The 14,053-nt window shown below is 70.3% G+C and carries 14 protein-coding genes; 7 read left to right on the top strand and 7 right to left on the bottom strand.

Features of this window, described 5'->3' with window-relative positions; genetic code table 11:
* Nucleotides 1-207: 207 nt before the first annotated feature.
* Entirely contained in the window at nucleotides 208-693 is a 486-nt protein-coding gene (locus ACFXC1_RS04525; protein WP_381238612.1) for a TetR/AcrR family transcriptional regulator, read from the top strand.
* Nucleotides 694-724: 31 nt separating this feature from the next.
* On the opposite strand, the gene ACFXC1_RS04530 is transcribed toward ACFXC1_RS04525, so the two are convergent.
* The 3 genes from ACFXC1_RS04530 to ACFXC1_RS04540 are packed head-to-tail and all read right to left on the bottom strand — an operon-like array spanning nucleotide 725 to nucleotide 3,451.
* Nucleotides 725-1,483, bottom strand: coding sequence for an SDR family NAD(P)-dependent oxidoreductase (locus ACFXC1_RS04530; RefSeq protein ID WP_381238614.1), 759 nt, complete (start codon nucleotides 1,481-1,483; stop codon nucleotides 725-727).
* A 58-nt stretch (nucleotides 1,484-1,541) separates the two neighbouring features.
* A complete protein-coding gene (locus ACFXC1_RS04535) occupies nucleotides 1,542-2,306 on the bottom strand; it encodes an SDR family NAD(P)-dependent oxidoreductase (protein WP_381238617.1) in 765 nt (254 codons plus the stop codon).
* Nucleotides 2,307-2,326: 20 nt separating this feature from the next.
* A complete protein-coding gene (locus tag ACFXC1_RS04540; RefSeq protein WP_381238620.1) occupies nucleotides 2,327-3,451 on the bottom strand; it encodes an acyl-CoA dehydrogenase family protein in 1,125 nt (374 codons plus the stop codon).
* Between the two features lie 130 nt (nucleotides 3,452-3,581).
* Between ACFXC1_RS04540 and ACFXC1_RS04545 the strand changes: the two genes are divergently transcribed.
* Nucleotides 3,582-4,754, top strand: a complete 1,173-nt coding sequence (locus ACFXC1_RS04545) for a thiolase family protein (RefSeq protein WP_381238623.1) — start codon at nucleotides 3,582-3,584, stop codon at nucleotides 4,752-4,754.
* Between the two features lie 15 nt (nucleotides 4,755-4,769).
* Here ACFXC1_RS04545 and ACFXC1_RS04550 read toward each other — a convergent pair whose 3' ends face one another.
* Nucleotides 4,770-6,248: an aldehyde dehydrogenase family protein gene (locus ACFXC1_RS04550; protein ID WP_381238625.1), complete on the bottom strand. Its 1,479-nt coding sequence runs from the start codon at nucleotides 6,246-6,248 to the stop codon at nucleotides 4,770-4,772.
* A gap of 188 nt (nucleotides 6,249-6,436) precedes the next feature.
* Between ACFXC1_RS04550 and ACFXC1_RS04555 the strand changes: the two genes are divergently transcribed.
* Nucleotides 6,437-7,696 carry an amidohydrolase family protein gene (locus ACFXC1_RS04555; RefSeq protein ID WP_381238628.1) on the top strand — a complete coding sequence of 420 codons (1,260 nt, stop codon included), beginning with the start codon at nucleotides 6,437-6,439 and terminating at the stop codon, nucleotides 7,694-7,696.
* Between the two features lie 80 nt (nucleotides 7,697-7,776).
* Here the strand turns inward: ACFXC1_RS04555 and ACFXC1_RS04560 are convergent, their stop codons facing one another.
* Complete coding sequence (locus tag ACFXC1_RS04560; RefSeq protein ID WP_381238631.1) at nucleotides 7,777-8,781, bottom strand: LLM class flavin-dependent oxidoreductase; 1,005 nt, start codon at nucleotides 8,779-8,781, stop codon at nucleotides 7,777-7,779.
* A gap of 73 nt (nucleotides 8,782-8,854) precedes the next feature.
* A complete protein-coding gene (locus ACFXC1_RS04565; protein ID WP_381238634.1) occupies nucleotides 8,855-9,628 on the bottom strand; it encodes an enoyl-CoA hydratase/isomerase family protein in 774 nt (257 codons plus the stop codon).
* A gap of 116 nt (nucleotides 9,629-9,744) precedes the next feature.
* Between ACFXC1_RS04565 and ACFXC1_RS04570 the strand changes: the two genes are divergently transcribed.
* Genes ACFXC1_RS04570 through ACFXC1_RS04580 form a run of 3 tightly spaced genes read left to right on the top strand, consistent with a single transcriptional unit; the run spans nucleotide 9,745 to nucleotide 12,624 of the window.
* A complete protein-coding gene (locus ACFXC1_RS04570) occupies nucleotides 9,745-10,053 on the top strand; it encodes a hypothetical protein (RefSeq protein ID WP_381238637.1) in 309 nt (102 codons plus the stop codon).
* Nucleotides 10,054-10,072: 19 nt separating this feature from the next.
* Complete coding sequence (locus ACFXC1_RS04575; RefSeq protein WP_381238640.1) at nucleotides 10,073-11,587, top strand: class I adenylate-forming enzyme family protein; 1,515 nt, start codon at nucleotides 10,073-10,075, stop codon at nucleotides 11,585-11,587.
* Nucleotides 11,584-12,624 carry a phosphotransferase family protein gene (locus tag ACFXC1_RS04580; protein WP_381238643.1) on the top strand — a complete coding sequence of 347 codons (1,041 nt, stop codon included), beginning with the start codon at nucleotides 11,584-11,586 and terminating at the stop codon, nucleotides 12,622-12,624. The genes ACFXC1_RS04575 and ACFXC1_RS04580 overlap by 4 nt, the downstream gene beginning before the upstream one ends.
* Here the strand turns inward: ACFXC1_RS04580 and ACFXC1_RS04585 are convergent.
* Nucleotides 12,552-13,199 carry a TetR/AcrR family transcriptional regulator gene (locus ACFXC1_RS04585; RefSeq protein ID WP_381238644.1) on the bottom strand — a complete coding sequence of 216 codons (648 nt, stop codon included), beginning with the start codon at nucleotides 13,197-13,199 and terminating at the stop codon, nucleotides 12,552-12,554. The genes ACFXC1_RS04580 and ACFXC1_RS04585 overlap by 73 nt on opposite strands.
* A 94-nt stretch (nucleotides 13,200-13,293) precedes the next feature.
* On the opposite strand from ACFXC1_RS04585, the gene ACFXC1_RS04590 reads away from it, so the two are divergent.
* On the top strand, nucleotides 13,294-14,049 hold the full coding sequence (locus ACFXC1_RS04590) for an SDR family NAD(P)-dependent oxidoreductase (protein WP_381238647.1): 756 nt from the start codon (nucleotides 13,294-13,296) through the stop codon (nucleotides 14,047-14,049).
* The last annotated feature ends 4 nt before the right edge of the window (nucleotides 14,050-14,053 follow it).

Genomic DNA, 14,053 nt, shown 5'->3' on the forward strand with positions numbered 1-14,053 from the left:
GGCACCTCGACCGCGTCGAACTCCTCGCCACGGCCCAGCGGTTCCTTGCCGCGGTCGACTCCCGGAGCCGCGCGACACGACCGAGAGCGACGAGGCGCCCGGTCAACTCGCCGCAGATGTCAGCGCACGAGGCACGCGGGCCTTCGCCCTTCTTGGGGATGGGCCGGCCAAGTACGGGGTACGGACGGTGAGTTCACCGGCCGACCGATGACCTGCCCCAGCACCGCTACGGGCAGGACTTTCGCCAACAAGGAGGAGCTGGTCGACGCGGTCTTCGAGGACATGATCGACCGGGTCGAGGCGTGCGCGCGGGAAGCCGTCGCCGATCCCGATCCATGGCACGGGCTGGCGGTCAGCCTGGAGAAGGTGTGCGAACTCCAGGCACACGATCGCGGGCTGCGCGAGGTCATGCTCGGCACCGGCAAGGCGGCCCAGCGGCGCGCCCTCGTCGACCTGCGGATCAAGCCCCTTGTCGATCCGCTGATCGACCGCGCCAAGGAGCAGGGGGCGCTGCGGGCCGATGTGGAGCCCCTGGATCTGCCGAAGATCCAGTTGATGGTGGGGGCGGTCACCGACCAGACCGGAGAACCCGACCTGTGGCGCCGCTATCTGCGGATGCTGCTGGACGGCATGCGTACCCGGCCGGACGGCACCGAGCCACTGCCCCCGGGCCCGCTGTTCCAGCCACTGTGACTCGGGACGCTGGACACTCCGACTCGGGACGCTAGACGGAGAGCGCGAACCCGCCCGTCACCCGCAGCGTCTCCCCCGTGACGAACGACGCCTTCGACGAGACCAGATACAGCAGTGCCTCGACGATGTCCCGTTCCTCGCCCTCCCGTTGGAGGATCTGCTCGCCCAACACCCGCTTCGCCTCGGCCTCGGGGAGTTGGGCACGCACGGTGTCCGTGAAGATCAGGCCCGGCGCGATCGCGTTGACACGGATGCCGTCGGCGGCGAACTCCCGCGCGAAGGACACCGTCAGACCGCGTACGGCGAGTTTGGAGACGCCGTAGATGCTCCGGTTGGCGTAGGCCGCCGACGACGAGATGTTGACGATGGCGGCACCGGAGCGTCCCCGCATGGCCCCTTGGGCCGCGAGGGAGCAGATGACGACGCCCATGACGTTCACGTCGAGCACGCGGCGCACCTTGGCGAGGCCGAGTTCCGTGAACGGCCGGTTGTAGGCGGCGTGCAGGCCCGCGTTGTTGACCAGGATGTCCAGTCCGCCGTGGCGTGCGACGACCTCGTCCATCACTGCCCCTACGGCGACCTCGTCGGCCACGTCACAGGCCACACCCGTCACGCTGCCTCCGGCGGCGGTGAGTTCGGCCGCGGCGGCCTTCGCCACGTCACCGTCGATGTCCGCGAGCACGACATGCGCGCCCCGCGCCGACAGCGCGGCGCCGAACGCCTTGCCGAACCCGCGCCCGCCCCCGGTGACGAACGCGACCTTGCCCTGGTGTTCCTCGTCGTCCGGCATACGGCTGCTCCTGTCGTCGACTGTCGTCGTCCTGGTCTCAACGGGCTTGCCGCGCCAGTCACTTGGGGGCGAACCGCTGCCCCGCGTCGAGCCGCAGGCACTGGCCGTTCAGCATCGGGTTGTCGACGACGGCGAGCGCGAGCTTCGCGTACTCCTCCGGCCGGCCGAGGCGCTTGGGGAACGCCGCGTCCTTGACCAACTCGGCGCGCACCTCGTCCGGGATCTTCTCGACGGCACCCGTGTCGAAGAGGCTGGGCGCGATGGCCAGCACCCGGATGCCGAACGGGCCGAGATCGCGCGCCATGGTGAGACACATGCCGGCGATCGCTGCTTTGGCGGCCCCGTAGGCGACTTGGCCGATCTGCCCCTCGAAGGCCGCGATCGACGAGGTGTTGACGATGACACCGCGCTCGCCGTCCGGGTCCTCGGGCTCGTTGCGGCTCATGTGTGCGGCGGCGAGCCGGCTGATGTTGAAGGTCGCGACGGTGTTGAGGTCGAGGATGCGGCGGAAGGTGTCGAGGTCGTGCGGTCCGTTCCTGCCGAGCGTCCGTTTCGCCGTGCCGCCACCGGCGGTTGTGATCGAGACATGCAGTCCGCCCAGCGCCTCGACGGCGGCGGCAAGGGCGCTCTCCGTCGCTTCGAAGTCGGTGACGTCGACCGGTTCGAAACGCCCGCCGAGCGCTGCGGCGACCTCGGCACCGGCCGACGCCGGACGGTCGAGTACGACGACATCGGCGCCGCGCGCCGCGAGCAACTCGGCGCTCGCTCGGCCCATTCCGGAGGCCCCGCCGAACACCACGGCCTTCTTGCCCTTGATCTCCATCGCTGTCGCTTCCCTTTCGCTCAGGCCGACTTGGCGCACTGCTGAAGGAGGGTGCAGAGCCGGTCGCGGTGGACGGCGGTGTCCCCGTACAGCACCCGGTCGGCCCTGGCCCGGCGCAGATGGAGGTGCAGGTCGTGCTCCCAGGTGAAGCCGATGCCGCCGTGCAACTGGAGGGCACGCGCGGCGACTTCACCCGTACCGGCGGTGGCGTAGGAGGCGGCGGCGCAGGCCGCGCGGCCGGTGTCATCCGCGCCGGCATCGGCGGCCATCGCCGCGTAGTACGTCGCGGCACGGGTGCCGTGCACGATCAGCGCCATGTCGGCGCAGGCGTGCTTGACGGCCTGGAAACTCCCGATCGGCCGCCCGAACTGCACCCGGTTCTTGGTGTGTTCGACCGTCAGCTCCAGCATCCGTTCCATCACGCCCAGCGCGTCGGCACACCGCAGGACGGACGCCTCGTCGAGCAGGGCCTGGATGTCGGCCGGCCCACCGTCGAGCCGCGCGTCGAGCGGCACGCGTACGGCGTCGAGGCGGACCTCGTGGAAGGAGCGTGTGGGATCCAGGACGCGCTGCCGCCGGACCGCGACTCCATGATCGGCGCGGTTGACGAGGAAGGACGCCGGTTCGCCGTCGTGGAGTGCGGTGACGAGCAGCCAGCGGGCACCGCCGGCATCCTGTACCACGGTCTTGACCCCGTCGAGGACGATCCCGTCGCCGTCGCTGCGTGCGGTGGCGTGGATCCCGTCCAGCGTCCAGGGCGCGTGCGGTTCGGCGAAGGCCCAGGTGGCCCAGCCCGCCCCGGCGGCGAGCGCGGGCAGTACCTCGGAGCGCAGCCGCTCGGAACCGCCGTAGGCGATCGCTCTGCCGACGACCGCCGTCGGCAGGAACGGGCCCCGGCCGAGGGTGCGCCCGATCTCCTCGGCGACCAGGGCGAGTTCGACCAGTCCCTGGCCGGATCCGCCGTACTCCTCGGGCAGGGCCAGGCCGGGCCAGCCGAGGTCGGAAGTCAGGCGCCACAGCTCGGGGTCGACGTCCTTGGAGCGGTCCATCGAGGCTCGTACGACGGTCATCGGGGCCAGGTCGGACAGCAGGTCGCGCGAGGCCTCGCGCAGCATGGCCTGCTCCTCGCTGAGCTCGAAGTTCACCAGCCACCACCCGGTCCACAGCGGATCAGTACCTCGAAGAAGGTATCCTCTTTTTCCTCGTCGGTCGAGATCCAGTGCTGATTCAGGGCATCCTTACGTCCACATCGCCAAGTTGAGTATCATCAATTGCATGACTGATGCCGTTCTGCTCGCCGCCTGCCGCACCGCGATCGGTACCGCTCGGAGGGGGACGCTCCGCGACACCAGCGCCTTCGACCTCGCCACCGTCGTCGTACGGGAGGCCGTGCGTCGGTCGGGGCTGCCGCTCGACCTGATCGACGATGTCGTCCTCGGCGAGACCCTGGCCGGAGGCGGGGACATCGCCCGCTACGCGGCCCTCGAAGCGGGGCTGACCCATGTGCCGGGGCTCGCCCACAACAGGCACTGCGCTTCGGGGCTGGCCAGTGTGGCGACCGCGGCGGCGGGGGTGCTGGCCGGTATGGACCGTGCGGTCGTCGCCGGCGGTACCCAGTCCTCGTCCACCAATCCGCAGGCCCGGCGCCGGATTCCGGGCACCGACGACTGGCAGGACCCCTGGATGTCGCCCTCGCACGTGCCGACCCGCGAGGCGCCCAACGACGACATGGCCACGCTCGTCGGCTGGAACACGGCCCGGCTGACCGGCATCTCCCGCCAGGACATGGACAGTTGGGCCCTGCGCTCGCACCGGCGGGCCGTGCGGGCGATCGACGAGGGACGTTTCGCCGACGAGATCGTCCCGGTGGAGGTCACCGACCGCGCCGGCCGGGTCTCCGTGTTCGACACCGACGAACATCCGCGCCGCGACACCAGCATCGAGAAGCTCGCCGCGCTGAAGGTACTGCGCCCCGAGATAGAGGGTTACTCCATCACCGCGGGCAACTCCAGTGGGGTGAACGACGGTTCGGCCGCGGTCGTCGTCGCGTCCTCCGAGATCGCCGCCCGTCATGGGCTCACCCCCCTCGCCACCGTACGTTCGTGGGCGAGCGTCGGCGTCGACCCCGTCGAGACGGGACTGGCCCCGATCGCGGCCATCCGCAAGGCACTTGACCGGGCCGGGCTGCGGATCGAGGACGTCGACCTGTTCGAGATCAACGAGGCCTTCGCCGCGGTAGCCGTCGCCGCCACCCGTGAACTGGGCGTGGATCCGGAGCTGGTGAACCCCTTCGGCAGTGGGTGCAGCCTCGGCCATCCGATCGCGACCACCGGCACCCGGATGATCGTCACGCTCGCGCACGAGCTGCGCCGCCGTGGCGGGGGCGCGGCGGTCGCGGCCATGTGCGCGGGCGGGGGCATGGGGTCGGCGATGGTGCTCACCGCCTGACGCGCGGAGCACCGGTCAGCGGGCCGCCCAGCTCACCGTCTTCGTCTGCAGATACTCGTCGAGCCCGAACTCGCCCCACTCCCGGCCGAGTCCGCTCTGCTTGTAGCCGCCGAACGCGGACCGCGGACTCACCCCGGCACTGCCGCCGTTGATCGTGACCCCGCCCGTGCGCAGCCGGGTCGCCATCTCGTACGCGGCCACGGTGTCGGCGCTCCACACCGCACCGCCCAGACCGTACGGACTGTCGTTGGCGATGTGTACCGCCTCCTCGTCGGTGCGGAACGGGATGACGACGCCGACCGGTCCGAAGAACTCCGTCCGGGCGACGGCCATCGCGTTGTCCACGGCGGCGAAGAGTGTCGGCTCCACGAAGTAGCCCCGGTCGAGCCCGGCCGGCCGCCTGCCACCGCACACGATCCGGGCGCCCTCCTCCTCGCCGACCCGGATCAGCTTCTCCACCTTGTCCCGCTGGGCCGCGCTGATGAGTGGTCCCATTGTGGTGGCCGCGTCGGCGGGGTCACCGACCCTGACGCCGGCGAGGGCGGTGCTCAGCCGGTCGACGAACTCGTCGTGGACGGACTCGTGCACCAGCGTGCGGGTCAGCAGCGAACAGCCCTGTCCTGCATGGGTGGTCATGCCGGAGAACGCGGAGCGGACGGCGCCGGCGAGGTCGCCGTCGGCGCGCACGATGTTGGCCGACTTGCCGCCGAGCTCCAGGACCACCTTCTTCATGGAGGCCGCGGCCTGGGCGTACACCGTGCGGCCCACCGCGTCCGACCCGGTGAAACTGACGAGGTCCACCATCGGGTGCGTGGTCAGCTCCCGGCCCGCCTCCACATCGCCGGTCACGATGTTCAGCACCCCCGGCGGCAGCCCGGCCGCGTCCGCGAAGTCGCCGAGCAGCAGCGAGTCGAGCGGGGTCTGCGGCGCCGGCTTCAGGACGACGGTGCAGCCTGCGGCGAGGGCGGGGATCACCTTCATCATGCTGAGGAAGAAGGGGAAGTTGTACGCCGAGACCAGCGCGCACACCCCGAACGCCTCGCGGCGCAGCACCCCTTGGAAGACGCCGGCGCCCGGCGCGATCGTGGGGTCCATCGGACGCTCCCACGCGAAGCCCGGGATCACCCGCTCTGCCATGTCCCGCAGATGCGCCACCGGTACCCGGGTCTGCAGTGTCTCCGCCAGCTCGCGCACCGAACCGGCCTCGGCCATGTTCACGGCGACGAGCTCCGGCAGCCGCCGCTCCAACTCCTCGGCCATACGCAGCAGTACCGCACCGCGCTCGGCGGGCCTCAGCCGCGGCCACGGCCCCTCGTCGAAGGCTCGCCGCGCCGCCTGCACCGCCCGCCGCACATCCCCCAGCGAGGAGTCCGGCACTTCGGCGACGGTCTCCTCCGTCGCCGGATTGCGTACGACGATCCGCGCGTCCGAGGTGCCGTCGGTGTACCGCCCGTCGATGTAGAGCCGCGAAGAGAACGAGTACGTCGTCGTCATGTGCCGTCTCCTCATCAAGTGTGTCCCAGGATGAGTGTACTGAATTACATGGGTCGGGTCAGGAGTGTGCGACTTTTGTTGACTCGACCGGTCGGTACAGCTAACTTCGCAGATATCTGGGGGTCGGCCTTCTGGCTACGAACGACGGAGTTCGAAAAGAGGTACCGCCTGTGTTCAAGGAATTTGTCGTGTCCGGCGATTCGCACATCATCGAGCCGGTCGATCTGTTCAAGACCCGCCTGCCCAAGGAGCTCCGCGAACGCGCCCTGTGGGAGGAGGAGTTCACCCTCGACGAGCCGATCGTCCCGGGCGGGCACACGGAGTTCAAGAAGCTCCACACCATCGGGTTCGACGGCTGGACCATCTCCAAGTACCGCCAGACCGGCGGGGAGACCCCGGACGGCGATCCCGACCACATCATCCGGGACATGAACTTCGACGGCGTGGACGCCTCGGTGATGTTCCCCAACCTCTCGCTGTTCGTCCTGTTCACCGACGACCACGAGCTGTCGATGGCACACGCGCGCGTGTGGAACGACTACCTCGTCGAGCGTTACCTCCCCTACAAGGACCGGCTGCGCCCCACGGCCGCGATCCCGATCACGGACGTCCCCGCCGCCGTGGCCGAGATCGAGCGGATCGCGAGGCTGGGACTCGGCGCGATCCTCCTCCCGGAGATCCCGCCGCTGCCGTACTACGCCCGCGAGTACGACCCGATCTGGGCCGCGGCGCAGGCACACGGCCTGCCGGTCTTCATCCACGTGGCCACGGGCGGGGTGAAGGTCAAGGAGGAGATCTCCGGGACGGCGCAGACCGTCCGGGGTCTGATGACGGCCATGAACATGGGCAAGGGCAACCTGACCGACGACATGGTGGCGGGCCGGACCATGGGCTTCGCGGCCGGCGCCGGTGTGGCCGGTCCGCAGGGCATCATCGCCAGCCTGGTCGGCGGCGGGGTCTGCGAGCGCTTCCCCGACCTGCACTTCAACCTGATCGAGTACACCGCCGGCTGGCTGGTCTCCTTCATGGGCTACATGGACAAGGCCTGGAAGACGGGCACCGGCCAGGACCCCGACTGGTGGCTCGGCTTCTGGGACGACAACCGTCCGGCGACCGAACAGCCCACCATGGGACGGCTGTTCGCGATCAACGACAAGTGGCCCTACCCGCTCAAGCCCACCGAGTACGTCCAGCGCCAGATCCATGTGCAGTTCGCGGACGACCCCACGGCCGTCAAGGCGCGCCACATCACCGGCCTGTCCACGGTCATGTGGGGCAACGACTACCCGCACGCGGAGGGCACCTTCCGCAGCAGCGCCGAGTGCATCGCCGAGAACTTCGAGGGCGTGAACGACGAGGACCGCGCGGCCATCCTGGGCGGCACGCTCGCCGACGTCGTGCACTTCGACAAAAGCAGGAAACTCGCCCCGGTCACCGAGAGCGCCTGACCATCGGAACGGCGTTTCAGGGCACTGAAACGCGATGACAGCGGCGGGCGGTCCGAGGGTGCCGTCCGCCGCTTCTCCTGTCACGCGGTGGGCAGCTCGCCGATCAGGGCGAGGGAGGCGCGGGCGTACGCGGCCCGGCGCCGCCGGCTCACCAGGAAGCTGGGCGGTGCGAAATAGCCGACGTCACGAGGGAGCGAACCGGCGCGAGCGGCGAGCATGTCCTTCGCGTCGGCCGTCGTCCCGCACACCGCGATCGAGGTCAGCATCTCGTCGGTGACGGCGGCGGCCATCGCGTCCGTGTCCCCGTCCCGGAACGCCTTGCGCAGCTGCGCCACCGGGCCCTCCCAGCCGTGGTGCGCGACGAACGGGTCGTACGTCTTCACCGTGAGGTAGAAGGCGATCATGCGGCGGGCGTCGGCCACCGCGCGCTCGGGCGCCGAGTCGTCCACCGCCGTGATGACCCAGCCGTGTTCCAGCGGCGGTTCGGTGCGTCCGGCGGTGGCGGTGCCGCGCTCGGCGGACGGCCGTACGACGTCGTTCCACCAGGAACGGGTGAACAGGCCGTGCCCGATGACGCCGTCGGCGACCCGGCCCGCCGTGGCGGCCATGCGCGTGTTGAACGCGGCGAGCAGCACGGGGATGTCGAGCCGGCCGAGCACCGGGGCGCGGACGTCGGCGTCCAGCGAGTAGAACTCGCCGGAGTAGCGCACCTTTTCGCCGTTCTCCGCGTGCAGCCAGGCGCGGACGGCGCCGACGGTCTCCGCGATCCGGTCCACCGGGCGGTCGGCGGGTACGTCGAGCCAGTCGCGGTTGATGCGGAACGCGGCGCTGCCGAGACCGAGGAAGAGCCGCCCCGGCGCCTGGGCGTGGAGCTGGCGCAGCGCGGTGGCGTGCGCGTACGGAGTGCGGGCGAAGGCGTAGGCGATGGCAGGCCCCGCCAGGGCGTGTTCGGAGTTCGCCACGATCTCGGCGAGGGTGAGGTAGGCGTCGTGGTCGACGAACTCGCCGGCGCAGAAGGCGCCCGCACCGGCCTCCTCGGCCTCGCGCGCCACCTCTCGGCCCGGCCAGGGCATGCCGAATCGCATCAGAGCCAGCCCTTCATGGGACTTCGTAGCAGTTCGTAAAAAAGGATACTGTTTTATGGAGCGTAGGGGAGCGTCAGCGCAGTGTCCACCGTCCCCGGGGCACCGCGGCGCGGTCCACCTCGGCCTTTCCGACCGGGTTTCCGATCTGCGTGTACGACAGCCCGGTGCGCAGGGCCTGGGTGCGGGTCGCGTCCAGGGACTCCCAGATCGCGCGGACCGTGCCCTGGATCGCGGCCGGCGGCTTGGCGGCGATGACGCGCGCGATCTCGTCCGCCCGGTCCCAGAGCTGCCCGCCCGGCAACACCTCACTGACCAGGCCGATTTGGAGAGCACGCGCCGCCGACACCCGCTCGTCCAGGCCGAGCAGCGCGATACGCAGGGTCTCGCCGAGCGGGATGCGGCGGGCCAGCCCGATGGGTTCGAGGGCGGCGGTGAGTCCGTAGCTGACATGCGGGTCGAAGAAGGTCGCGTCGTCCGAACAGATCAGGATGTCGGCCTCGTTGAGCCAGTAGAAGGCGCCACCCGCGGCCATCCCGTGCACCGCGCAGACCAGCGGCTTCCACACCTGGTTCAGCTTCGGCGACAGGAACTCCCCAGGATCGGTCTGCGACCAGACGTTGGGATGCCGGTCGATGCCCTCCTTCACGTCCATCCCGGTACTGAACGCACGCTCGCCCGAGCCGCGCAGCACGACGACACGCACGTCGTCGTCGGTCTTGACCCGGTCCCAGATCGCGGAGAACTCCTCCAGCATCCGCTGGTTGAAGCTGTTCATGGCCTCGGGCCGGTTCAGTGTGACGGTGGCGACATGGTCGGTCACCTCGAACAGGACGGTCTTGAGATCCATCCGGCGACTCCGTTCGTCGACTCGGTACGTCATCTCGACGTGATCGAGGTAAGTAGTATACTTTTTTCTGGTCTTTGGGCGCCCGGAACGGAACAAGATCCGCGGAGGAACCTGCGATGAGGCCACGAGTGGGACAGATGCTCGCCAGCACGGTGGACACGACGGCGGCGGTGGTCGTGCGCTGCCCCGACAGCGACCTGGACATCACCTGCGGCGGTGCCGCGATGGCCGAGGGGCCGGCAACCGGGTCCCCCACCGGTACCCCAGATCCGGACCGGATGGGCGGTTCACTGCTCGGCAAGCGCTACGCCGACGAGGACCTCGGCCTCGAACTCCTCTGCACCAAACAGGGACCGGGCACCCTCGCGGTGAACGGCGTCCCGCTGCCGGTGAAGACGGCCAAGCCGCTCCCGGCCTCGGACTGAGAAGAGGGAATGCGCGCCGATGAACGTGTCGATGATCCTGGACATGGCCGCCGAGGGCTTCGGCGACCGGATCGTGATCGGACGCGCACAGGACGGGCTCACCCCCGTACGACTGCGCGAACTGGCCGTCGGCGGAGCCAGGTTGATCCGCGCGGCCGGTGCCGACGCGCTCGTGTACCTGGCCACGAACGGCCCCGCCCTCGCCGTCGCCCAGTTCGCCGCGGCCCACGCCGGAGTCCCGCTGGTCCCGGTCAACTACCGTCTGGGCGAAGAGCAGTTGGACGCCCTGCTCGCGAACCACCCGGGCGCCCTGGTCATCGCCGCTCCCGACCAGGACGCGGCCCCGCGCCGCGCCGGACTCCCGGTACGCAGCCCGGCCGAATGGCTCACGGGGGCCGCCGCACACACCGACGGCGACACCGAACCGGCGCCGCCGACCGCCGCCCCCGCCGTGCTGATCTACACCAGCGGCACGACCTCGGCCCCGAAAGGTGTGGTCCTGCGCCACCACAACCTGGTGTCGTATGTGCTCGGCACCGTGGAGTTCGCAGCAGCGGACCCCACCGAATCCGCACTGATGAGTGTGCCGCCGTACCACATAGCCGCCGTCTCCAATGTGCTGACGAACCTCTACGCCGGCCGACGCACCCTCACCCTCGACCAGTTCACCCCCGAGGCGTGGCTCGCGCTCGTCCGGGAACAGCGGATCACCCACGCGATGGTCGTCCCCACCATGCTCGCCCGGATCATGGACACGGACGGCCTGGACCTTTCGGTGCCCTCAATGCGCTCGCTCGCCTACGGCGGCGCCAGGATGCCGGCGCGCGTGATCGAGACGGCGTTGCGCAGCTGGCCGGACGTGGACTTCGTCAACGCCTATGGCCTCACGGAGACTTCGTCCACGATCTCCGTGCTCGGCCCGGCCGAACACCGCGCGGCGGTCGCCAGTGACGACCCCGTCGTACGGGCCCGGCTAGGCTCGGCCGGACTGCCGGTGCCCGGCATCGAGATCGAGATCCGTGACGCGACCGGGGAACCCCTCGGCGCCGGGGAGACCGGGCAGATCTGGGTCCGCGGCGAACAGGTCTCGGGGGAGTACGCCGGTCAGGGGTCCGCCGTCGACGAGCGCGGCTTCTTCCACACCCGCGACCGGGGTCGCCTCGATGCCGACGGCTACCTCCACATCGAGGGCAGGACCGACGACACGATCATCCGCGGCGCGGAGAACATCGCGCCCGCGGAGATAGAGGACGTGCTGCTCCGCCACCCCGACGTGCTCGACGCCGTCGTGGTCGGTGTCCCCGACGAGGAGTGGGGCCAGCGCATCGAGGCCGTGGTCGTGGCCCGCGACGGAGCCGAGGTCGACGCCGGAGCGCTGCGCGCGGCCGTGCGCGGCACCCTGCGCGGTTCGAAAACCCCGGAGCGCATCACGTACTGGACCGAACTCCCGCGCACGGTGACCGGCAAACTGGTACGCCGCGACATCGTGGCGGCACTCACCGCACCCGAGAACGGGACGAAGGGGCAGGCATGAGCGTCGTTGCCACCAACAACCCGGCGCTGGTACGGGAGTTGACGGACCGTACGGCCTCCGTGGTCGGCGGCTGGATACCCGGCGCCACCGTCGACGGCGTCGAACCGCTCACCGGCGGCACGTCGAGCCTGACGTATGTCGCCGCCCTGTCGGGTGTCCCGGCCGGCTACGAACGTGTCGTCCTCAAGGTGGCCCCGCCCGGCCTGCCCCCGGTCCGCAACCGGGACGTGCTGCGCCAGGCACGGCTCATGGCGGCCCTGGCCGGACAGCCGGGCGTGCGGGTGCCCAAGGTGTTGTTCTGCGACGCGGGCACGCCCCCGGACGTACAGCCTTTCGTGGCAATGGAGTTGGTGCCGGGAGAGTGCGTCGAACCGGTGCTGGTGCCGCGCGGCACGCTCACGCCGGAGGAGGTGCGGGCCCGTGCCCTGGACGCGGCCCGGATGCTGGCCGACCTGCACCGGGTGGATCCGGCGCGTACTCCGCTCGCGGCGGAACCGGCCGTGTCGCTCCACGCCGAGATCGACCGCTGGACCCGGGCGTTCGGCACCGTCCCCGACGACCTGCGCACCGGGCACGAAGAGGTTGCCGAGCGGCTGCACGCGACCGCGCCCGCCGCGATGGCACCGGTGTTCACCCACGGCGACTACCGGCTCGGCAACACCTTGTGCGCGGACGGTTCGGTCACGGCGATCATCGACTGGGAGATCTGGTCGCTCGGCGATCCCCGCGTCGACATGACCTGGCTGACCTTCTTCACCGACGAGGCCCGCCACCCCGCCGCCGCGTCGGACGAGCCCACCGGCATGCCCAGCAAGGCCGAACTGGTCGACGCCTACCAGGAGTTGCGCGGCGAATCGCTGCACGACCTGCCGTGGTTCGAGGCGCTCACCAAGTACAAGGAGTCGGCGGCGACCGCCCTGCTGATCAAACGGGGCCGTAGATCAGGGCAGTTGAACGCCATGCATCAGCGGATGCTGCCCGCGCTCCCGGTGTTGCTGGACGACGCGGCCGAACTGCTGGGCACAGCCCGAAGTTGACGGATGCCCAGATCGAGGGCCGCTTCGAGATGTGCCGGTGAGCCGGTGGACATCATGATCAGGACACCGCCCTGGATACCGGCCAACAGGGCCGCCGCGGCCTGGTCGGCGTCGAGGCCGGCGGGGATCTCGTCCTGGTCCTGCATGGCCCGGATGCCGACGGCGAGCTTGGACTGCCACGAGGCGACGAGCTGCCTGGTGACGGCCTGAGCGCCGGGAGTGGCGGGGGTCAGCTGGGACATGAGCGCGTTGAGCGGGCACTGCTGCCCCTGCCGGCGGTATCGCTCGACGACCGCGTCCCGCCAGTCGTGCCAGGCCCGCCACGAGGTGAGCGCATTGAGGTGGGGCTGCTGGTCGGACAGGACCCGGTCCGCCTCGTGCTGGGCCACGGCGAGCAGGAGCTCTTCCTTTCCGCCGGGGAAGTAGTGGAAGAGCTGGCTCTTGCTGGTGGACGTGCGGGCGCGGATGTCGTCCAGGGTCGTCTCGGTCACACCGCGTGCGCGGATCTCCGCCGCGGCGCCTTCGACGACGCGTTGCCTGGTGGCCGCGCCCTTCGGTGTCAGTCGTGGTGCCATGCCCTCACTGTGTCACTTTCTGGACTTGCGGGTCCATTTTCCGAGTGGCAGCTTTGCCGTCCCCAGCCGGTTCGGTACGGAAAGGCACGGCATCATGACCAAGCGACTCACCGGGCGGAAGGCCCTGGTCACCGGTTCCACGACGGGTATCGGTGCCGCCATCGCGGTGGCCCTCGCCGCCGAGGGCGCGTTCGTCGTCGTCAGCGGACGCGACGAGCGCCGGGGCTCCGAGGTGGTGGCCCGCATCGAGAAGGACGGCGGTACGGCGGCCTTCGTCAGGGCGGATCTGTCCGCAGGCGCCGAGGTGATCGACCGCTTCGCCACCGACGCGCTCGCCGCGGCCGGCGGGCGGATCGACGTGCTCGTCAACAACGCGGCGCTGCTGCTCTCGCCCACCCCGACCGCCGAGGTCGCCCAGAAGACCATCGACGAGGCGCTGGCCGTGAGCGTGCGGTCGGTGTTCCTGCTCACCGGCCTGCTGGTACCGCCCATGGCCGAGCGCGGTCAGGGCGCCGTGGTCAACCTGGGCTCCATCGCCGGTCTGCGGGGCAACGCGCAGTCGGCGCTCTACAACATGACCAAGGCGGCCGTGCACTCGCTCACCACGTCGTGGGCCGGGGAGTACGGACCGCACGGCGTGCGGGTCAACACGGTTGCCCCCGGCCCGACTTTGACGGAGAAGGTTGCGTCGATGGAGGAGCGCCTGGCGCCGATCATCGCGCGCGTGCCCTCCGGCCGCGCCAGTACACCGGCCGAGGTCGCCTCCGCCGTCGTGTTCCTCGCGAGCGACGAGGCGTCCCAGATCCACGGCGCCACGCTCACCGTCGACGGCGGATTCGCGGCGGTGTAGGTGG

Origin of the sequence: Streptomyces hokutonensis, assembly GCF_042751305.1 — a bacterium.
Lineage (GTDB): Bacteria > Actinomycetota > Actinomycetes > Streptomycetales > Streptomycetaceae > Streptomyces > Streptomyces hokutonensis_A.